The organism is Neobacillus drentensis, from assembly GCF_036965425.1.
In the GTDB taxonomy this organism is placed as follows: Bacteria; Bacillota; Bacilli; order Bacillales; family Cytobacillaceae; genus Neobacillus; species Neobacillus drentensis_F.
Genome location: NZ_JBALPP010000034.1, coordinates 64,561 through 86,133 on the forward strand (window position 1 = coordinate 64,561; position 21,573 = coordinate 86,133).

The 21,573-nt window shown below is 40.3% G+C and carries 17 protein-coding genes; 16 read left to right on the plus strand and 1 reads right to left on the minus strand.

The features are described from left to right. Window positions 1–6: 6 nt before the first annotated feature. The 9 genes from V7161_RS09280 to V7161_RS09320 all read left to right on the plus strand — a co-directional run bounded on the left by V7161_RS09280 (window position 7) and on the right by V7161_RS09320 (window position 9,215). Entirely contained in the window at window positions 7–1,140 is a 1,134-nt protein-coding gene (locus tag V7161_RS09280; RefSeq protein WP_335444379.1) for a sensor histidine kinase, read from the plus strand. Window positions 1,141–1,157: 17 nt separating this feature from the next. Next, window positions 1,158–1,841 carry a response regulator transcription factor gene (locus tag V7161_RS09285; RefSeq protein WP_289988676.1) on the plus strand — a complete coding sequence of 228 codons (684 nt, stop codon included), beginning with the start codon at window positions 1,158–1,160 and terminating at the stop codon, window positions 1,839–1,841. Window positions 1,842–1,954: 113 nt separating this feature from the next. Further along, a complete protein-coding gene (locus V7161_RS09290) occupies window positions 1,955–2,800 on the plus strand; it encodes a DegV family protein (RefSeq protein ID WP_335444381.1) in 846 nt (281 codons plus the stop codon). Window positions 2,801–3,166: 366 nt separating this feature from the next. Then, complete coding sequence (locus V7161_RS09295) at window positions 3,167–3,973, plus strand: nuclease-related domain-containing protein (RefSeq protein WP_335444384.1); 807 nt, start codon at window positions 3,167–3,169, stop codon at window positions 3,971–3,973. A gap of 118 nt (window positions 3,974–4,091) precedes the next feature. Further along, window positions 4,092–5,582, plus strand: a complete 1,491-nt coding sequence (locus V7161_RS09300) for a DEAD/DEAH box helicase (protein ID WP_335444387.1) — start codon at window positions 4,092–4,094, stop codon at window positions 5,580–5,582. A 17-nt stretch (window positions 5,583–5,599) separates the two neighbouring features. Next, window positions 5,600–6,316 (plus strand): ComF family protein, encoded by a 717-nt coding sequence (locus tag V7161_RS09305; RefSeq protein WP_335444389.1) that lies wholly within the window; start codon window positions 5,600–5,602, stop codon window positions 6,314–6,316. A gap of 351 nt (window positions 6,317–6,667) precedes the next feature. Continuing rightward, a complete protein-coding gene (gene hpf, locus V7161_RS09310) occupies window positions 6,668–7,216 on the plus strand; it encodes a ribosome hibernation-promoting factor, HPF/YfiA family (RefSeq protein ID WP_335444391.1) in 549 nt (182 codons plus the stop codon). 316 nt (window positions 7,217–7,532) lie between these two features. Further along, window positions 7,533–8,624, plus strand: coding sequence for a DUF5667 domain-containing protein (locus V7161_RS09315; protein ID WP_335444394.1), 1,092 nt, complete (start codon window positions 7,533–7,535; stop codon window positions 8,622–8,624). A gap of 186 nt (window positions 8,625–8,810) precedes the next feature. Beyond that, a complete protein-coding gene (locus V7161_RS09320; RefSeq protein WP_335444397.1) occupies window positions 8,811–9,215 on the plus strand; it encodes a cytochrome-c oxidase in 405 nt (134 codons plus the stop codon). A gap of 208 nt (window positions 9,216–9,423) precedes the next feature. Here the strand turns inward: V7161_RS09320 and secA are convergent, their stop codons facing one another. Then, a complete protein-coding gene (gene secA / locus V7161_RS09325) occupies window positions 9,424–11,937 on the minus strand; it encodes a preprotein translocase subunit SecA (protein ID WP_335444399.1) in 2,514 nt (837 codons plus the stop codon). A 630-nt stretch (window positions 11,938–12,567) separates the two neighbouring features. Here secA and V7161_RS09330 point away from each other — a divergent pair. The 7 genes from V7161_RS09330 to V7161_RS09360 all read left to right on the plus strand — a co-directional run bounded on the left by V7161_RS09330 (window position 12,568) and on the right by V7161_RS09360 (window position 21,564). After that, entirely contained in the window at window positions 12,568–13,827 is a 1,260-nt protein-coding gene (locus tag V7161_RS09330; RefSeq protein ID WP_335444401.1) for a cytochrome c3 family protein, read from the plus strand. A gap of 29 nt (window positions 13,828–13,856) precedes the next feature. Continuing rightward, a complete protein-coding gene (locus V7161_RS09335) occupies window positions 13,857–15,017 on the plus strand; it encodes a cytochrome c3 family protein (RefSeq protein WP_335444404.1) in 1,161 nt (386 codons plus the stop codon). A gap of 121 nt (window positions 15,018–15,138) precedes the next feature. Beyond that, on the plus strand, window positions 15,139–15,846 hold the full coding sequence (locus V7161_RS09340; protein ID WP_335444406.1) for a tetratricopeptide repeat protein: 708 nt from the start codon (window positions 15,139–15,141) through the stop codon (window positions 15,844–15,846). A 16-nt stretch (window positions 15,847–15,862) separates the two neighbouring features. Further along, entirely contained in the window at window positions 15,863–16,825 is a 963-nt protein-coding gene (locus V7161_RS09345; RefSeq protein WP_335444408.1) for a 6-bladed beta-propeller, read from the plus strand. Between the two features lie 97 nt (window positions 16,826–16,922). Continuing rightward, entirely contained in the window at window positions 16,923–18,035 is a 1,113-nt protein-coding gene (locus tag V7161_RS09350) for a cytochrome c3 family protein (RefSeq protein WP_335444410.1), read from the plus strand. A 282-nt stretch (window positions 18,036–18,317) separates the two neighbouring features. Next, window positions 18,318–19,469 (plus strand): cytochrome c3 family protein, encoded by a 1,152-nt coding sequence (locus tag V7161_RS09355; RefSeq protein ID WP_335444412.1) that lies wholly within the window; start codon window positions 18,318–18,320, stop codon window positions 19,467–19,469. A gap of 229 nt (window positions 19,470–19,698) precedes the next feature. After that, window positions 19,699–21,564: a cytochrome c3 family protein gene (locus V7161_RS09360; RefSeq protein ID WP_335444561.1), complete on the plus strand. Its 1,866-nt coding sequence runs from the start codon at window positions 19,699–19,701 to the stop codon at window positions 21,562–21,564. Window positions 21,565–21,573: the final 9 nt, after the last annotated feature.

Genomic DNA, 21,573 nt, shown 5'->3' on the forward strand with positions numbered 1-21,573 from the left:
ATGAAAATGAAAATTAAACAGATTAATATGAAGTCTATTGATGAAATCCGCGAAGAAATGATTGAGACAGTAACCTGCAGTAAGAGTGACATCTTTCGCATTAGTGAAAAATGCCGTCAAGATTACGACAACATGACAACAGAATTAGACAATATTAAACAAATGATGGTCAAGCTTAATGATGAAGGAGATCAGCTTGAAAAGCAAGTGCACCACGCGAGAGTCATGCTGTCTGAAGTGAGTATGAATATTAAAAAGTATTCGGAGGAAGAGGTCCGTGATGCATATGAAAAAGCGCATCAGTTGCAAATGGATCTTTCTATAAATTGGCAGTATAAAAAGCAGCTTTTGGATAAACGCGATGATCTCGAACGCCGGCTATTTGGATTAGTTGATACAATTGATCGGGCTGACCAGCTCATTTCACAAATTTCTGTCGTCATGAACTACTTGCAGAGTGATTTAAAACAAGTCGGCGAGGTAGCTAAAGCGAAGCAGGATTTTGGTCTGAAAATTATTGAGGCACAGGAGGAAGAGCGGAAGCGGCTCTCTCGTGAGATTCACGATGGACCTGCGCAAATGCTCGCCAACGTTATCGTCCGTTCCGATTTAATCGAACGGGTTTATCGTGATAGGGGTGTTGAAGAGGCATTTTTAGAAATAGATAGTTTCAAAAAAATGGTCCGTTCAGCCCTATACGAGGTACGGCGAATTATTTACGACTTACGTCCTATGGCGCTGGATGATTTAGGTCTCGTGCCTACCCTCAGAAAATATCTTCGTACTATCGAAGAATATCATAACCACTCGAAAATTAGTTTTGAGAACATTGGCCTAGAACGTCGGCTTCCGACTAAGTATGAAGTCGCATTGTTTCGCATGATTCAGGAATCAGTGCAAAATGCACTTAAGCATGCGAATGCCTGTGAAATAAAAGTAAGACTGGAAATAACCAATTCGTCAATTAGCGTTTTGATCAAAGACAATGGCGTAGGTTTCGATATTACCCAAAAGAAGCCTGAGTCTTTTGGAATGATTGGGATGAGGGAGCGGGTCGACCTGCTCGATGGTGAAATTACATTTGATTCAAAAATTGGAAAAGGAACAGCAGTATTAATTCATGTTCCATTAATCAACTAAATGAGGGGGCGTAGCAAATGACTACTAAAATTGTCATTATTGACGATCACCAACTATTCAGAGAAGGCGTTAAAAGAATACTAGAATTTGAAAAATCGTTTCAAGTCGTGGCAGAAGGCGACGACGGCAGTGAAGCGTTAAACCTTGTACAAGAATATCGTCCGGATGTTGTCATCATGGATATCAATATGCCAGAAAAGAATGGTGTCGAAGCGACACGTGAATTAGTCGAGAAATACCCTGAAACAAAGGTAATCATTTTATCGATTCATGATGATGAAAACTATGTGACCCATGCACTACAAACCGGTGCCTGCGGCTATCTGTTAAAAGAAATGGACGCTGATGCTTTAATCGAAGCAGTACGTGTCGTGGCCGATGGCGGTTCCTACTTGCATCCAAAGGTCACTCACAACTTGGTCAACGAATATCGCAAGCTGGCTGCTGGTGTGGTCCGTGCAGGTTCCTACGTGCAGACAATCGAAATTCGTCGTCCATTGCATTTGTTAACTCGCCGTGAGTGTGAAGTGCTGCAAATGCTTGCAGATGGAAAAAGCAACCGCGGTATTGGTGAAGCTTTATTTATCAGTGAAAAAACGGTCAAAAACCACGTATCCAACATTTTGCAAAAAATGAACGTCAACGACCGTACACAGGCTGTTGTTGTTGCAATCAAAAATGGCTGGGTGGAAGTACGTTAATATTTGTGTCAAGAGCATGCTCTAAATGGGCATGCTCTTTTTTGTGGTGCATTTTTTAGGATTTTCATATAAAATAGTCATACTGTATTTATAGACAAGGATGGTAAACATATATGAAAACGGCAGTTGTCACGGATAGCACTGCGTACATAACGAAAGAATTGCGAGAAAAACTTAATATACATATGATCCCGTTAAATATCATTTTCGGGAATGAGGTTTATCAGGAGGAAATCGATCTCACATGGAGCCAGTTCTACGAGGAGGTTCGGATCAAGGCGCTCCCAACGACCTCCCAGCCGCCGATTGGGGGATTTGTTGAATTGTTTGAGCAGCTTGCATCAGCAGGTTACGAAGCTGTTATCAGTATTCATTTATCCAGTGGAATCAGCGGCACCTATCAAGGGGCGGTTACCGCTGGTACAATGGTTGAGGGAATAAAGGTGTACCCATTTGATTCGGAAATCAGCTGTATGGTGCAGGGGTTTTATGCCTTGGAAGCCGCTGAGATGGCATCTTCGGGAGCGGATGCAGATGCCATTTTGGCAAGGCTTTCGGAATTAAAGAAGACGGCACGTGCTTATTTTATGGTCGATGATCTGGCACATTTGCAGCGCGGCGGCCGCCTTTCAAGCGCCCAAGCTTTCATCGGCAGCCTCTTGCAGGTGAAACCACTGCTGCATTTTGTGGACAAGGTAATTGCTCCGTTTGAAAAAATCCGTACCCGCCGGAAAGCGATGAAGCGGATTACCGGTTTGCTTGGCGAGGATGCCTTGAGCGGTGGCAATTGGCGGGCCGTCATCATCCACGCCAATCGCGGGCAGGAAGCTGAGGAGTGGCGTCAGGAGCTGACTGCTCTGTACCCCAACGTAGAATTCTCTATTAGCTACTTCGGCGCCGTCATCGGCACCCACCTCGGCGAAGGCGCCATGGGATTGGGCTGGATGAAAAAACTATAAGATTAGATACCTGCCATTTCGGTCGCTGGGCCGGAATGGTTTTTATTTTGGGTGCGCGCGAAATAATTGGGAGAGTGTGCGAAATTACATGGTAAATCAGCGGAACAGACCGGTAAATCCGCGAAATAAAATTAAATATCCACGAAATAAACTTATTTTGCCGCGAAATTATTTTCAATTACAAAAAGAGTTAACAATAACTTCATCCTTGACAAAAAAATTTCAAAAAAACCCCTATTTTTTCGACAATAATAGGCAGGAAACAACAAAGTTTATCTAGAATTCCTTCTAAAAAGGAAGAGGGAGTGATTATAAATTGATTTTAAAAGACTTGACTGTCCCGTTAAGACTTATATTAACTATGTTTTGAAAAGAAGACTCAGAATTCGTCATATAAAACATCCGGAAATTGAAAAAGACCTTGCGAAAAGATGGGCGGGGTACTGGGGTGAAATTGCATTAGCCCACTATGTAAAAGAACTTCCTCAAGAAAAATACTACATCTTCCACAACCTTCATTTACAACACAATGGTGTCCACTTTCAAATCGATACACTTCTTATAACTCAATATTACATTCTCATCATTGAAGCAAAAAATATTAATGTTACCCTGTTATTTGATAATGTATTCAAACAGTTAATTCGAATTAATGATGATGGAACAGAGGAATCCTTCGAAGATCCCCGTGTCCAATGTCAACGGCTTCAATACCTACTGGGAGGCTGGCATGTAAAGAATGGCCTAAATTTGTTTCCAATGAATTATCTCATTTTCTTAAAGAGTGTGAAAACGATATTAAAAGCTGATCGTGATGATAAAGTTGATTTTAGTAAAATATGCAAAGGGAGAGACTTTTTTAATAAAATAGAGAGTCAAGATAACAGGTATCATCAAATAAGAGTTGATAAAGAGACTATTAATAGACTAGTGGAGTTACTTGTAAGTCAACATTGCCCTAAACAAATAAACATATTAGCAGAGTACAATATTTCAAAGGAAGATATTCGAAGCGGAGTACATTGCTCTAATTGCTTCTACATACCGATGATTTACAAGAAGGGAAAATGGTTTTGCCCCACCTGTCATATGTCCTCAAAAGATGCTCTCATCGTAGGACTTAATGACTATTTTTACTTAATCCAACCTTGCGTATCAAGCTCAAAATTTTGAAGTTTCTTCCATATTCCCACCAAGGATGTTGCTAAAAAAATCCTTATTAATTTGCACTTACCATCCACCGGCACAACCAAAAATCGCAAATACCACTTCACCCCAAAGGAGATTCCCTATGCGTTTTACCTTAAAAAATCAGCAGTTAACACCAGTTAAATTTCCACATGAAGAATCTTTTAGAATTTCCCAAATCCCACTTATCCCACAGCCACAGCTAAATCAAAACTTTCCTTACAACAAAGACCTGCAGCAGCTTCTTACCGGAAAACAGCTTCTTCTTGACGATATCCCATTCCCCCTCAACGAAATTCACACACATTATGAAAATGGATTTATTACTTACCGACCTGGAATCCAATACAACGGTAAAAAGACTTGCTGCACACGGTGCGGAAATAAGGATCCACAGTGGTTTTCAGCCTACCCTTGCAAAAGATGCGGTGAAATCTGCCTCTATTGCCGGCACTGTATCATGATGGGGCGGATAAGCGAATGTACCCCGCTGCTTGGCTGGAATGGCCCAGTGCCTGACACCGCACTCGACCAAAAAATTATGGCTTGGCAGGGGAGACTTTCAGAGGGACAGCAAGTCGCATCCGACCATGTGGTGGACGCCATCCAACAAAATAAAGAGCATTTAGTCTGGGCTGTTTGTGGGGCAGGAAAAACCGAAGTGCTGTTCGCGGGAATTGAAGCCGCCTTGGCCGCCCTAAAAAGAATCTGCATCGCCACACCAAGAACGGATGTGGTTCTTGAGCTCACCCCTCGATTAAAGGCAGCATTTCCTGAAATCACCATAGCCTCTCTTTACGGCGGCAGCGAAGACCGACATTTATTCGCCCCGCTCACGATTGCAACCACTCATCAGCTGCTCCGTTTTTACCATGCCTTTGATGCAATCATTTTAGATGAAGTCGATGCCTTTCCCTACACGGTAGAGGAATCACTCCAGTATGCTGCCATTCAGGCGCGGAAACCAAACTCGGCCATGATCTATCTAACCGCCACACCCAATCAAAAATGGCAAAGAGAAAGCCGGACTGGAAAAAGAGCCTTTACAACGATACCTGCCCGCTTTCACCGCCACCCACTTCCTGTCCCTGAATTCATTTGGTGCGGCAACTGGCAAAAGCAACTTCACAAAAATAAATTACCCCCGAATGTCCTCAAATGGATAAAAGACAGGACCGACTCAAACAAACAAGCCTTGCTCTTCTTTCCACACATCCCGCTTATGGAAAAAGCACTTCCAATCATACGTAGGCTTGCCCCGAATACTGAGGCTGTCCATGCAGAAGATCCTGGCAGGAAAGAAAAGGTTCAAAAAATGCGTGCTAAAGAAATTCCTCTCCTTCTCACAACGACAATCCTTGAACGAGGCGTAACATTTCCAAATATCGACGTTGCCGTTATTGGGGCTGAGGATGATATTTTTACAGAGAGTGCCTTAGTTCAAATTGCCGGAAGAGCGGGGAGGAGCAAGGATCACCCGGAAGGAGTAGTGGCCTTCTTTCATTACGGTAAAACGGAAGAAATGCTGAAAGCCAAAAAACAAATTATCGGAATGAATCGTGAAGGCGTAAAAAGGGGATTAATTGATTTGTAAGAAAAAGGATGAGAAGAATGAATTTATTCCTGCAAGACCGCTGTTTAATATGCCACGAACTAATCCGCCCCAGCAACAGCTGGCGAGCCATGATTTCAGTAGAAAAAGAACATTCTATTTGCACAACATGTGAAAGCAAGCTAGAAAAAATAGAAGGGGAAACATGCCGTATTTGCTACCGGCCAATTAGATTACTGGATGAAAAATTTCTTCATGGAGATCTGTGCCATGATTGTAAGCGTTGGGAGGAGGACTCGGAATGGCAAGGTTTTCTTGATAAGAATATCTCCCTATTCCTCTATAATGACTTTTTAAAAGAAACACTAGCGAGGTTTAAATTCCGCGGCGATTATGCTTTGGCAAAGGTTTTCGTCGAATTTATTAAAGAAAAACTCACAGACATGGAGCCCGACCTTCTTATTCCCATCCCATTAAGTGACCAGCGCCTTTATGAGCGAGGGTTTAATCAAGCGGCAGCTGTCATCATTGAATCGGGCTTTACACCAACTGACATTCTAACTCGGATCCACTCAGAAAAACAATCAAAAAAATCTAGATCAGAGCGGATTCATCTTCCTCAGGTTTTCAAGATTAAACCAGACCTTCACCTCCAAGGAAAAAGAATCATCCTCATCGATGATGTCTATACAACAGGCTCAACCCTAAGGCATGCCGCAAAGCTTTTAAAAGGTGCAGGGGCTGCAGTCATTCAATCATTAACGATAGCGAGATAAGTGCCTGACACCCTTCGTGGACAAATACTAACAATTGTCCATGTGGGGTGGACATTAGTTAGTGTACGCCTCCAGTGGACAATGGTAGGGAAATGTCTTTTTATGGTGCCTGACACCCAAAGCATAATTGTGGCAAATTGTCCCAATAAAAATTAAAATTAATATTAAGATGAATAACTATTCATTTTAGTAAATGTTTCCTATCAATGTCAAAGGGTGTGCCAAACATTGTCACTATTTACCCATTGTTTTTGTCAATAATTCGACAAAATTTTTGTTCTGATTTAGCAGGATTATCATAGGGTAAAATAGAAATGTTATTACATAGCCTTAACTAAAGGAGGAGTCCACATGAAATATAACGTTCGTGGCGAAAACATTGAGGTTACTCCAGCAATTAGAGAGTATGTAGAAAAGAAAATTTCAAAATTGGAGCGCTATTTTACGGAAGCTCCCGACGCAAAAGTAAATGTGAATCTTAGATTCAATCAGGATAAAACTTCTAAAGTAGAGGTAACCATCCCGCTGCCACATTTAGTTTTACGTGCTGAAGAAACAAATGTTGATATGTACGCAGGAATTGATTTAATTTCTGACAAGCTTGAACGTCAAATCCGCAAGCACAAAACAAAAGTAAACCGTAAATTCCGTGAAAAAGGTGATTTTCCTATTACCTTTGCAACTTCAGAAAATACCGAAGTACATGAATTAGATGAAGAAGATTTAGAGTTAGTGCGTACAAAACGCTTCGACCTTAAACCAATGGATAGCGAAGAAGCGATCCTGCAGATGAACATGCTGGGTCACAGCTTTTACGTTTTCACGAACTCAGATACTAACCGTACTAATGTAGTATACAAGCGTAAAGATGGCCGCTATGGCTTAATTGAAGCCCATTAATATGAATATGAACGTCGCACCGGATCGTCGGAGCGGCGTTTTTTTCAATAAAGGACCCCGCTTACATAATTGAAATAGGTGCACTAATTCTGAATCCTCTGTACCCCGCCTGCCCAATGATAACACTCTTTTCCGGTAAAGGAAAAAGAGTGCTAAAAAAATGCCCCCCTAAAATTTAGGAAGGGATAATTTTCCGTGGAAAATTTCAAATTCAAAGTTCTGTCAAATATAGACAAACTTTTTTAATAGTACCGCCGTAAATTCAAATTGATTATCGTAATCTTTAGTAGACTTTTATCAGGGGGACAAATGTCATATGAAAAACAGAAAAATTAGTAGTTTAGTAACAAGTGGTATGCTTGCTTCAACTTTAATTTTTTCATTTGGTGCAGGCAGTGCATCCGCAAATGGCGATGGCACAGAAGCCACAACGGATTCAACGGTGACAACCGATCAAGTTCAAAATGGAACAGACCAAACTGAAACCTTAACCGAACAAAACGGAACGGATCAAGTTAAAGGAGAAACAGCACCAGAACAAGAGAAAGTAGAGACTCCTTCCTTAGTTCCTGGGGATTTCTTCTATTTTGTAAAAACAATGACTGAAAAAATCCAGCTTGCATTCACTTTTGATGATTATAAACAAGCAAAACTTTTAGCGGATTTTGCGTCTGAACGTATTGCAGAGGCCAATGCATTATTTGCAGAAGGCAAAACGGAAGAGGCGGCAGCGCTTTTAAAAGAAGCCATTGCCACACAAGAGGAAGCTAGTCAAACATTACCGGCAACTGAAGCAGGAACCAAAGCAGATTCTACGGATGATTCTCAAAGTGCTGAAGAAGGCAAAGTAGAAACAAAGCTTGCCCATAACATCGATGCTTTATGTGCGGCATTGGCACACGTAAAGAATCCAACTGCACAGCAAGCGATTATGAAAAACGTGCAAAAATCATTTGCTAAATTAGCAAAAAAGGCAACTAAACTGGAAGAAAGAGATGCCAAATTTGCTGAAAAAATGGGCGAAATTGAAGACAAGGTTGCAAGTGGAGAGGTTTCAAGTGGAGAGGTTTCAAGTGATGAAGCCGTAAAGGCAAAGCATAAGCTTCAAAAAGAGCATAAGCAGGAAGAAGAAGCAACAGAAGTAGAGAAAACCGAACAAGAAACAACGAATGTCGCTAAAGACCAAGCTAAAGAACAGCAAGTACAAGCGGCTGCTAACAAGGCTGAAGCAGCAAATAAACCGGTAGAAAAGCAACAAGCAGCAGTGAAAAAAGCAGAAGATAAACAACAAGAGGCAGCAAGTAAAGTCCAAGTAAAGCAGCAAGGAGCGGCTAAAAAATCTGAAGAAAAAAAGCAAAATAATGAAGATAATCAGCTTGGGCAAGGTAACGGAAAAGGTAATCATTAATTTTATAATCATACCAAAGGGTGCAGCCAAAAAATGGTGCACTCTTTCTTTTTTGATTATGAAAAATATACTGGGTATTTTGCGCTGTTTTGATAGGATAAACTATTGAAAATATAGGAAAAATCTATTAAATTGTAAAAGTACATAATCTTTTTGAGAATTTAGGACTATGGAGGTAAGAGCAAAGTGGGGAAAAAGTATTTAAAGGTAGCAAGCGTTTATTTAACAATTGGGGTTTTGGCTGGAATCATAATGGGGATCATTCATGACTTCCGACTTGCATCCGTGCACGCCCATATCAATCTATTAGGCTGGGTGTCCATGGCTCTGTTTGGGTTAATCTATCATTTTTATCCACAGGCGGCAAATTCGAAGCTTGCAAGAACACAGTTCTGGTTTCATAACATTGGCGTTCCGGTTATGTTGGGAGGAATTGCGGTGCAAGTCATTACCGGAAGCAATGCGGCACTTCCAGTTGCAATTATCGGATCCATCGTTGTTGTAGTTGGCGTTATTTTATTCACAATTAACTTGTTCAAACATATTGGCAAGGATTCAAACTATGATTCGAATAATAAGTTTTCCGCCTAAGGAGGACAAAGTGCGACCATCAAATAAAATGGTCGTTTATTTCAGAAAGTTATCCCCATGTGGATATCTACAAACTTAGGCTGAATATCCACAAAATTCAGAGAGTTATCTACAATTTCACATCACTTATCTACAAATCCACAAAAACCATCCCCAAAATATGAAAAGAGCCGGCGATTTCTATGCCAGCTCTTAGTATTACGATAATTTATTTCGCTGCTCCACAGCAGTTCTTATATTTCTTGCCGCTGCCGCAAATACATGGATCATTGCGGCCGACTTCTATTTGGTTTACTTTAGGCTTCTTCTTAACAGCTTCTCCGTCTTCCTTTGGATTCACAGCTTGGCCTTTCGCTACCTCTTGGCGCTCCAAATTGTTGCGGATTTCAGCCTTCATGATATACATGGCTGCTTCTTCCTCAATTGCTTGAATCATCGCTTCGAACATCGCGAAGCCTTCATGCTGGTATTCACGAAGCGGGTCGATTTGGCCATATGCACGTAAATGGATACCTTGGCGAAGCTGATCCATCGCGTCGATATGGTCAATCCATTTGGAATCAACCGCTCGAAGAGTAACCACTTTTTCAAACTCGCGCATTTGCTCAGGGAAAAGAATTTGTTCCTTTTCCTCGTAGCGCTCCTTCACTTTTGCATATATGGCATTGACCATTTCTTCTGGATCCTTGCCTTTTAAATCCTCTAGCGTGATATCACCTTCCTGAAGCAGGTTGGCATGTACGTAATCCACAATTCCCTGGAGGTTCCATTCTTCTTCATCCTCATGGTGAGATGCATGGGCATCGACTGTACGTTGAATGGTGCTTAAGATCATCTTTTGAACAATTTCCTGAAGGTTTTCTGATTCTAACACTTCGTCACGCTGAGTGTAAATAATTTCACGCTGCTGACGAAGAACATCGTCATATTGCAGAAGCTGTTTACGGGCATCAAAGTTGTTGCCTTCAACACGTTTTTGCGCGGATTCAACAGCCCTGGATACCATTTTACTCTGAATTGGCTGGGTATCATCCATGCCAAGGCGCTGCATCATGGTCTTCATATTATCTGATCCAAAGCGGCGCATCAATTCATCTTCCATGGATAAATAGAACTGGGTTATCCCCGGATCCCCTTGACGTCCAGAACGTCCGCGGAGCTGATTATCGATACGGCGGCTCTCATGGCGCTCTGTACCGATTACAGCCAGACCTCCTAATTCAATTACTCCCTCGCCAAGCTTAATGTCGGTACCGCGTCCTGCCATGTTTGTCGCAATTGTAACTGCGCCTTTGTGACCCGCTTCTGCGATAATTTCCGCTTCACGTTCATGGTTTTTCGCATTCAAGACATTATGATGAATACGCTTTTTGAATAAATAAGTGGAAATGAGCTCAGACGTTTCAATCGCTACCGTACCAACTAGAACGGGCTGTCCCTTTTCATGGCGTTCGGCAATATCCTCGACCACAGCTCTAAACTTGCCGTCCATCGATGCATAAATTAAATCCGGCCGGTCATCACGGGCAATTGGTTTATTGGTTGGAATCACGATAACGTTCATATTATAAATGTTACGGAATTCTTCTTCTTCCGTTTTAGCCGTACCTGTCATACCGGCCAATTTTTCATACATACGGAAGTAGTTCTGGAACGTAATAGTTGCCATTGTCATGCTTTCATTTTGGACTTCAAGGCCTTCTTTTGCCTCAATCGCCTGGTGCAAGCCTTCGCTGTAACGGCGGCCCTTCATTAAACGGCCGGTGAATTGGTCAACGATGACAATTTCGCCTTCTTGCACAACGTAATCAACATCGAGGTGCATACTGACATTTGCTTTTAACGCTTGGTTAATATGATGGTTTAAGGTTACATGCGACATATCAAAAAGGTTTTCAATGCCGAACGCTTTTTCCGCTTTGCTGATTCCTTCTTCAGTCAGCATAACACCCTTCGTTTTTTCATCATAGGTATAATCCTGGTCCTTTGTTAACATGCGGACAAAAGCATTGGCTTGAATATATAGCGCAGCGGATTTTTGTGCGGAGCCAGAGATAATTAATGGTGTCCGCGCTTCGTCGATTAAAATGGAGTCAACCTCGTCAATGACCGCATAAAAAAGCGGGCGCTGCACTTTTTGCTCTTTATAAAGAACCATGTTGTCACGAAGGTAGTCAAATCCGAATTCGTTATTTGTACCGTATGTGATATCACAGGCATAGGCTGCCTGTTTTTCATCTTTATCCATGCTGTTTAAGTTAAGTCCAACTGTTAATCCTAAAAATTGGTAAAGCTGACCCATTTCGTTCGCGTCACGACTAGCTAAGTATTCGTTGACTGTAACAACGTGCACGCCTTTACCGGAAAGTGCATTTAAATAAACCGGCATCGTCGCTGTTAGCGTTTTACCTTCCCCGGTCTTCATCTCCGAAATGTTCCCTTCGTGGAGTGAAATACCCCCCATCAGCTGAACATGGTAAGGATACAGGCCAAGCACGCGGCGAGCACCTTCACGAACAACTGCAAAGGCTTCTACAAGGAGGTCATCAAGGGTTTCGCCATTTTGATAGCGGGCTTTAAATGCCTCCGTTTTTTCACGAAGCTGATCGTCTGTCAGCTTTTCAGTTTCTGCCGCTAATGCGTCAATTTGTATAGCAAGCTTTTCCAGACGCTTCAGCTCTCGCTTATTAAGATCAAATACTTTATTTAAAATCCCCATCATGTGATGAACGCTCCTTTTTATCGAGACTACAAGAACATTTTTCAAAAAAAATCATATCAAACTTTTTCGATAATTTCCCTTTTCATCTTACCATTTCCTCTATGCAGTGACAACATTGATGGTGTAGAAGCAAATATTGTCAGCCTCCTATTATAACCAATTCTCCCTGAAAGATAAGTTCGTTTTTTCGTCAAATATGACAGACCGATGGCTTTTTATGGAAAATACAATGTAAGCAAGATTAAAAACGCAATAACCAACCAAATTTTTGAATAAAAAGAACGAATGATGAATTTTTATACAATATTACACTATCATCATGGTGCTAACTTTTTCTTTGAAAACAACATATTAACAGTGTTTTTAGAGATAATGGACCATCTGAGTGGTATGAAAAAATATTCACAAATTGTACATTGGAATAACCTTTCGCAATGTTAGATACTACCTTTAGAGAGGTTTAAATGGAAAATAAATAGATAATGAATCCAATATGGGAGGGTGAGAGATGTGGCCTTTTGGGGGAAAAAAAATAAAGAGAAAAAGCCCGAAACCAGAGAAGATAGAAAAAAAGTTGGCCCTATTCGCAAACTTTGGCAAAAGTTTCGAAATATAGATTGGAAGAATCCAGTGAACAGATGGAAATTACTTTTTGTCTCACTGATCGGCTGTATTGTTGTTTTTGGCGGGGGATATGGAGTTCTTTCCTTAACCAACTCGCCAACCTTCTGTGCCAGCTGTCATGAGATGGCACCAGAGTATTCAACCTATACGGCAAGCGCGCACAATCAGATTTCCTGTGTTCAGTGTCATATCAAGCCAGGGTTCACCAACATGATCACACACAAAATGAAATCTATGAAGGAAGTGTACTACCACGTTACAGGCGTACCAAAACAAATTGTGCAAACAGAGGAAGAGGCTGTTTCGAACGAAAACTGTTTACAATGTCACTCCAAGAACCGGTTGGTTACAGCGTCAGGGGATTTAAAGGTAAATCACAAACAACATATTGAAAAAGATATCCCATGTGTCACCTGTCACGCTGGTGTCGTTCATGCCAAAATTGCCGGACGAGGTATTAACGTTGAAGAAGCACGCGGCGAATGGACAAAAGAAAATGCTGAAAAATTAATTGAGAAAAAATACTTAAGACCAAACATGGGAACCTGTATTGATTGCCATAACAAGGTAAATAACGGGAAAGAACCTTGGAAGGATGTTGCTTACATTGTTCCTCCAAATCCAGAAGAACTAGAAAAAAAGCTTGAAGAGAACAAACAAGAAGCTGTAAAAGACACCTCCGTTGAAGCAACAACTGAAGGGGAAAAGACCGAAGCCGCCTCTTTAGAGCATGAGCAAAAAACACAAGATATCATTTTGCAGGCAATTGGAAAGCAGAAGAAAAATGTGAAAATCTCAATGGAATGTAAGACTTGTCATAAACAAACCGTGATACCTAAGACACATAAAAAAGTGGATTGGAACCAAAAACACGGCCAAACTGCTGTCCAACAGCTTGATAAATGTATGAACTGTCACCAAGATTCCAAATGGGTAAGGGAAATTCCAAAAGAGGATATCATTTCGCTTCTTAAAATGGGAAATCAAAAGATTAAGTACACACCAAATATGACTCTCGCAAAAGATCAAGCGCGAACCAATAAATTTTGCGCAGCCTGTCACGCCGATCGTCCGGATGGACATGGCGAAAGTAATCAATGGTTGACGGGTCACGCTTCTAAAGCCAAAACAAGTGATCAGAAAGCAGAATGTTTCGTCTGTCATGACCAAGATAAGCCAAAAGCGGATTCTACCGCAGCGAAAGCACCAACAGATGTTTATTGCAAATATTGCCATAGAACCGGTTTTAAAGATGATAAGAATTAAGGTGAAAATGTTTAAGAGGAGAGAAAATAGTGGAAGAAGAACACATGAATCAGACCTCCCCTCCACGGACTCGCTACAAATTATATAAATATTTAACAGTAGCACTGTTAGTTATCGTCGTCTTTTTCGCATTGGGATTGATAGGAGTGGAATCTACTTCGAGTTCAAAATTCTGCTCCTCGTGCCATGAGATGAAGCCGGAGTATTACACGTGGAAGGCGTCCACACATAGCGAAGTAGATTGCGTTAAATGTCATATAGGCTCAGGTACAAAAGAATATGCTCAAGCGAAAGCAAATGGTCTTCTCCAGGTATACAAGAAAGCGACACAAACATACACCGCGCCTATTCGAATGCCTAAGGAAATACCTGATAGTGCCTGTGAAAGCTGCCATGATGTATCCAAACGTGATGTCACAGCATCCGGGGATATAATCATCCCCCATGATAGACACAAAAACAAAGATATTGAATGTATCCAATGCCATAACGGTGTTGCTCACGGTAAAATTGCCGATCGGAAAATGACGTTCCAAACCGACTATGATAAATGGGATTCTATAACCGGTGTTTCTGCGATGGCGGATTTCAAATTTATCCGTCCAGATATGGACACCTGTGTGGAATGCCATAAGGCTCGTAAAGTAACCACTGAATGCTCAGCTTGTCACAAAACGGGCATGCTCCCTAAAAGCCATAAAAAAGCTGATTTTAAAACAAAAACGCATGGGAAGCTGGCGGCAGAAAATTTAAAGAAATGCCAACAGTGTCATAATGATATGTCGAAGGAGCCTTTAAAAGGGTATGATGATCCATCTGTAATTGATAGTTTCCTAAATAAGGATAATACTCTCGCAAAACAAAAGAACCAATACGACTATGCAAAAGAGAATACATTTTGCAAGGACTGCCATAGCAAGCGTCCGGCTAGCCATGATAGCAGCTTTTTCAGCAGTCATGGATCGATTGCAAGCAAAAATCAACAATCTTGTGTCGCATGCCATGATGTGAAAAAGTCTAGTACCGCAACTGGAAATCAAGTGAATTGCTCAAGCTGTCATCCGAGCAAACATAGTCAAAAGAATTACAAAGAAAACCATCCTATTCCGTTAGAGGGAGTTAAGAGACCTTCAGCAGTATGCTATACGTGCCATTCTAAACCAAAGTGTACAGAATGCCATAAGCAATAGAGCAGTTTTAAACCCGTGAAAACAGTCGGTACCTGTGATTTGGAGCGATATAGGTTCTGATATTATCAACAAGTCGATCAGGGCTAATCAGAAAATACTAGTGAAATTTGAGGTGGATATTATGGAAGCTAGAGAGCTGCCAATCAATCCAGAAAAAGAAATAAACGAAAGAAAAAAGTTGAAGGAAAAAAGTAAGTATTTTACTAAATTACAAGCTTTTATGCTTTTATTTGCTACTTTAATCGTTAGTGTAGGCGGAGCCTATTTTGTAAGCGAAAAATATTTATGGTCCAATTCAGACCAAAGCCGCCTTGAAAAACAAATCGATTATTATCAAACATTAGTGGAGGATAAGCCAAATAATGCTGAAAATCGGGTGAATTTAGGCTACTCCTACTTTGTAAAAGGTGATAACGACAATGCCATTAAACAATTGAAGGTGGCAACCGACCTAGATAGCAAATACTTTGGTGCCTATTTTAACTTAGGTCTTGTTTATATAAAGGAAGAAAGATACAACGATGCATTAAAGCAGGCTCAAAAGGCGGTAGAGTTAGGACCACGTAATTTTAAAGCACATCTGTTATCCGGAATGGTTTATCGCAATTTGAAAATGTATGACGAAGCGAATAAATCTCTCAAAGAAGCCCTAAAGTTAATGCCGACTAATACAGATATCATCACGGAAATTGGACGAGTGGCAGAGGATCAAGGCAAAAAGAAGGAAGCTGAGAAGTTTTTCAAAGAGGCTTTAACCTATGATCCGCTCTATAAACCTGCCTCTGATGGCCTGGAAAGAATCGCTGCAAAAGGAAAAGACAACAAATAGAAGGAGCTGACCACACTTGAAAAAGAGAACTGTTTATATATTGATGAGTAGTATTGTCGCACTTTCCGTCGCCTTTTTTGCAGCAATCTATTTCTTTAATTTAGAATCGACGATCAAACCGATTGTTGCAAAAGTAGATCCGAGCGGACCGCCGGTATTTACGAATGCCTTATACGGGGAGTTTAATGCACCCCTAAATAAACCAATGGATGTAACAAAAATTGGGGAATTTGTTTATGTAAGTGATACAAATAACAAACAAGTTCAAGTGTTTGACCAGTCAGGTACTTCGGTCTTTAAGTTCGGGAAAGAAGGTACAAAAGAAGGCGAATTTAAATTCCCATATGGAATAGCTGGAGATAAAGATGGCAATGTTTACGTAGCAGATTTATACAATGCCAATATTTCTATTTTCGATTCAAAAGGTAAGTTTCTCAAATACTTTAATGATAAAGAAAAACTTCTAAAATCACCTGGCGGGCTGCGGATTATTGATAAAAAGCTCTATGTTACTGACATTAAAGCAAATAAATTGTTTGTTTTTAATTTAAGCGGAGAGAAACTACTGGAAATCGGCGGCGCCGGTTTGGAAGAAGGTAAATTCATAGCACCGAATGCGGTAGCCGTCGATAATGATAACCATATATACGTTACAGATTCAGGAAATAATAGAGTCCAAGTTTTTGATAAATCTGGTAAATTCATCAAAATTATCAATGGATCTAAAGACGGAAAAGGTGATCCTACCTTCTTAAATCCAAGAGGGGTTGCCGTCGATTCTAAGGGAAATGTTTATGTGGTAAACAATCTAGCACATAATATTTATGCTTTCGATAAGGATGGAAAAGAATTATATGAATTAGGTGGAATGGGAACTGAAAATGATAAACTCTATCTTCCAAATGGGCTGTTTATTGACGATCGAGACACCTTGTTTGTGACCGATACTATCAATCAAAGAGTATCCGTTTTCTATTAAAATTCCCCTTCCTGGTAAAGGAGGTGAGCCGGAAAAAGTAAAATTCTAGCATTATACCATTAAATAAAGAGAGAGAGAAATTTGGGAGGTTTTAGAAATGAGTAAGTTAAGAATTGGGTTATCAACTGTCTTTATGCTTATGTTATTGAGCATATTCAGTGCAGTTGCTTTTGCGGAGGATGGCGTACCGCCTACTTCTACAAACCCTGCACCTGGAATTCATGTTGGTGATGTTGATAACTTTGGTAATCAAAGTACTCACAGAACACATGGTAATTTCCAAAACAACACGAACTCTTGTGCAAACTGTCACAGTACGCACAACGGTGAAGACGAAATGTTATTAATGAAAGATGGAGAATATGAGCTTTGCATGTCCTGCCATGATGGAACAATGGGCTTTTATGATGTTACAAAAGGCAGCGGTGCAGGAACTTTTGATGATTCCCATTTAAGTTCATCTATGCACAATGTTGATTCAGACTTATTAGTGAAACAAGCACCTGGTGCAGTAAAGAATACATCAACAGATATTTTAGAATGCTCTAGCTGTCATAATCCACATGGTTCAGCTAATGACAGATTATTAAAAGAAACAGTGATCGGAACTACACCTTTCGCTTACAATCCTACCACATTAGTATCGGTTCCAGTCGGCACTAAAACGATTAATCTTGCCTTGACAGAGGATCCTGACTATGTGGCTATCAACACACTTACAGGTGGCGGATTAAAAATCACAAAATCAATCGGTCCAAAAGATTCTCTTGATAAACAATACTATTCTCAATTTTGCTCTGCCTGTCATGATGATTACTATGGAAAGAGATCATCAGGCAGACCTAGCAATGCAACGAAAACAGATACACATGATTATCTGTTCTCACATACTACAAATTCTACGTCTCAAGGAAGAAACTGTGCTGCCTGTCACTATGCACATGGTACAGACGTAACAACTTTAACAGATGCATTAGGACAAAAGGTTGCTGACCTTACTAAGCCGGTTGCGGATGGCGGAAAATATGGCTGGACAGAAGAAAAAGCTGAAGCATACATGAAAGATGTGAGCGTTAAAGGCTCTTCATTAAAGAAATACACGAACATGGCAATCTGTTTTGCTTGTCACGCAACAAGTATTACAAATCAAATTGATCCGAAATACATCGGTCCGGACGGCCGTTTCATTGGAAGAGGACTAATCAGATAATAATTTAGCAATTTATTGGCAGGGAAAGTTGATTTCAGAACAAGGTAGCAATTTTAGTATTGTTACCTTGTTTTAAATGATTTTAAGCTGAAAGAAAAATTGCTGAACTCGAATAAGGACAGAAAACGGCCAGGATTACCTCCCACACGGCTAGTTTTTTGATATGGATATAGGATATTTACCATGAGGGGGTGGTGAAGAAAAGAGAGTCTATAAGTCAGTTCGCCAAACAAAAAAGAGAGAGAAAAACAAACAGAGAGAGATTTTAGGGAGGTTTTTAGAGTGAGTAAGTTAAAAATCAGTGTGTCTGCACTATTCATGCTTATTTTACTAAGCATGTTCGGCGCTCTTGCTTCTGCAGAAGAAGTGAAACTACCATCTAATGTTGGAACAGTGGATAACTTTGGAAACAACAATACACACAGAACACATGGTAATTTCCAAAATAACACAAACTCGTGTGCAAACTGTCACAGTACGCACAACGGGGAAGACGAATACCTGTTAATGAAGAGTGGTGAATATGAGCTCTGTATGTCCTGCCATGATGGAACAATGGGCTTCTATAACGTTAAAGTCGCTAGCGAAGCTGGTGTAATAGGTTCTCATGAAGAAAGTGCTTCTATGCACAATGTAGATTCAGATTTAGCAGTCAGTGCAGCCCCTGGTGCATTAAACAATAAATCTACTGCTGTATTTGAATGCTCAAGCTGTCATAATCCACACGGATCAGCTAATGACCGTTTATTAAATGAAGCCGTTGCCGGTAAGCAATACGGTAACAACTATAATGTCACTATCGTTGGCTACACTGAAACCATTACGAAATTGAATCAGGTTCCAATCGGAACAAAAGCTATTAAGCTTAACTTAGTAGAAGATCCTGCATACGCTGCTATTAATAGCGCTACAGGTCTATCAGGCTTAAAGATTTACAAGTCAAATGGTATCTATAATAAACCTGCTGATGGATTAACACAAGCGCAGGTTTATGATTACAAATTGAACTACTCTGAATTCTGTGCAAGCTGCCATGACGATTATCTAAAAAATAGAGAAAATGGCCCTAGAGCTGACGGAGTACACTATACACATACGACAAACAGCACTAAGCAAGGCAGAAGCTGCGTGGCATGTCACTATGCACATGGTACAGATATTACAACATTAAGAGATACAGCTGGTAACACAATTACTGATTTACAAACTAAAAAAGGCTGGACTGAAGCACAAGCTAAAGCTTATATGAAAGATGTAAGTAAAAAAGGTTCTTCCTTAAAGAGATTCACAAATATGGCTGTATGTTGGGCTTGTCACCAATCTACACACCAAATCGCCAATACTCCGGGAACAACAAATTATCCTAATACTACAGATGCTAGCAAGTACTTTGTTCCTGGTGGAGATTACTCTGGTAAGAACTTAATAAAATAAAAAAATGCTAACAAATAGCCTCACTATTTGTTAGCACTGATCAATATCATAGTAAACAAGGGACAATATCACTATTGTTACCTTGTTTTTATTATTGCATCTGGACTAGAAACTGTCAAAAATATTTAACTTAACCATGAAAATTAATGTTTAATCAGTTGATATAATTAAATAAAAAGCCTTTACTATTTGAAAAGGCAATTAGAAAAGGATGAATACCGTGAAAAGGATGAACTACAAACGAAAAATAATTTCATGCATTGTCATATGGGGCGTAATTATTGGTTCCCTCCTTTCCTATTCTCCTGATACCCATGTTCTATCGGCTGGGGGTGTACCGGAAATCAGTATCATTGCCCCGGCAGAGGAATCGGTATTTGATGATCCAGCGGTCGAAGTTACCGGCACTATTACAGATGATGATACTCCGCCTGAAAGCCTTCTTGTAAAAGTATTTGATCAGCAAAGCGCTACCCAGCAGCCGAGAGAGATTACAAATAAAGGAACGCTGACGATTAAACCAAACGGTCCTTCTGCTGATTTCACTTATGTGAAGAATGATTTTAGTGTGGGAAATCATACGGTATCCATTATAGTCACAGATAAGGATGGCATTAGCAGTTCGCCGATTGAACGGACCTTTACTGTAAATCAGTCTCGATCCGAGGAGACGACAGGCACTGAAATAGGGGCTGAAAATCAGGCTGCCGATACAGGACAAACTTCAACACCTACAGAATCGAATACTGGCCAACTATCTAACGTAATCAGTGTTCTAGCTGCAGACACCCTAGGAAAAAGACCTTACCTGGCAAAAATGTATCTGATTCCAAAAGATGCTTCAGAGGAATATGTACCAGATGGAGATGTTCCCAGCTCCTATTTACCAGTAGAGGATATGACTCGTGTCCCTTTGGATTATAAGATATTAATAGATATCAGAAGCACCGAACCATTAATCGATATTAAAACTCAGCCATTGTTAACTTCTTTTGGTGATATTACAGGAGTTGAAAGGTTGGTAAAAACGACCGCCTTATCGAATGATCTTAAATCCTATGTATATTCATTTACACCAGATAATAATTTTTTACCAAGAACTATTTATAATGTTTATTTAAATCCGAAATTTACTACCGAATCACAAATTCCTATTATTCCTAGGTTCCTAAAATTCACTACAGTTAGTAAATATGAAGAATATCATTTTCCTGCTGACAAAGGGGACAATTCGGATAATTACAGGGATAACGACTATGTTCATGGACCGTTTTCGGTTGTTACAAATGCATGTTCATATTGCCATAGTACACACAATGGTACTAATGAATTTCTCATAAATGGTAAAAATGGTACAAATGAAAATGATATGTGCATGGCGTGTCACGATGGTACTGGTTCGCCAAAGATTGAGGATAATAGTCAGCATAGTAAACATTTTGAGAGTACAAGTGTTTCATGTTCCAGTTGTCATGATCCTCATAACCCGGGGACAAAAGAAAATCCAAATAGCATTTACCGAATGGCGAGTGGGAATGGTCCTCCATATAGCTACAAAAAAGCAGCAACAGCTGCAGGGGATTCAATGGACTTCTCATTATGTTTTAGCTGTCACAATGGAAGCAAAGCAAAAAATATTGAAAAGTATTATACAGACGGGACCTTTAAGAGCCAATCCGGACATAATATTCAAGCAACAATTGACAGCGGAAGCTCGTTAAATGGGCAGCTTCCATGTGCAGATTGCCATGAAACACACGGTGCAGCTAATTTGAACATGCTCAGAACAGAGTTAGGAAACACAAAGCTGCAGGGTGAAAAACCTAAGACTGATCAGCTTGAAGATAATTGGTTTAGTAAAACAGATGGTGATTGGGACATCGATTCGCAGCGTAAATTTTGCTTATCGTGCCACAATGGTCAAACCGTATTATATGGTGAAACAGGAAAAACCATCTATATTAAAGAAACAGGGATAAGCCTGACAACTACTGTTGAACATAATAGAAATAGTACAACAGCATGCTCAGAATGTCACAGCGATAGCAAATCATTTATTGATACTGCACATGCACCTAAAAGGATTACTCCATAAAAAAGAGCG

Coding starts and splice junctions, on each gene's coding strand:
- V7161_RS09285 (WP_289988676.1), top strand. CDS start 1,158: ATGACTACTAAAATTGTCATTATTGACGATCACCAACTATTCAGAGAA.
- V7161_RS09280 (WP_335444379.1), top strand. CDS start 7: ATGAAAATTAAACAGATTAATATGAAGTCTATTGATGAAATCCGCGAA.
- V7161_RS09360 (WP_335444561.1), top strand. CDS start 19,699: ATGAACTACAAACGAAAAATAATTTCATGCATTGTCATATGGGGCGTA.
- V7161_RS09315 (WP_335444394.1), top strand. CDS start 7,533: ATGAAAAACAGAAAAATTAGTAGTTTAGTAACAAGTGGTATGCTTGCT.
- V7161_RS09305 (WP_335444389.1), top strand. CDS start 5,600: ATGAATTTATTCCTGCAAGACCGCTGTTTAATATGCCACGAACTAATC.
- V7161_RS09350 (WP_335444410.1), top strand. CDS start 16,923: ATGAGTAAGTTAAGAATTGGGTTATCAACTGTCTTTATGCTTATGTTA.
- hpf (WP_335444391.1), top strand. CDS start 6,668: ATGAAATATAACGTTCGTGGCGAAAACATTGAGGTTACTCCAGCAATT.
- V7161_RS09340 (WP_335444406.1), top strand. CDS start 15,139: ATGGAAGCTAGAGAGCTGCCAATCAATCCAGAAAAAGAAATAAACGAA.
- V7161_RS09300 (WP_335444387.1), top strand. CDS start 4,092: ATGCGTTTTACCTTAAAAAATCAGCAGTTAACACCAGTTAAATTTCCA.
- secA (WP_335444399.1), bottom strand. CDS start 11,937: ATGATGGGGATTTTAAATAAAGTATTTGATCTTAATAAGCGAGAGCTG.
- V7161_RS09290 (WP_335444381.1), top strand. CDS start 1,955: ATGAAAACGGCAGTTGTCACGGATAGCACTGCGTACATAACGAAAGAA.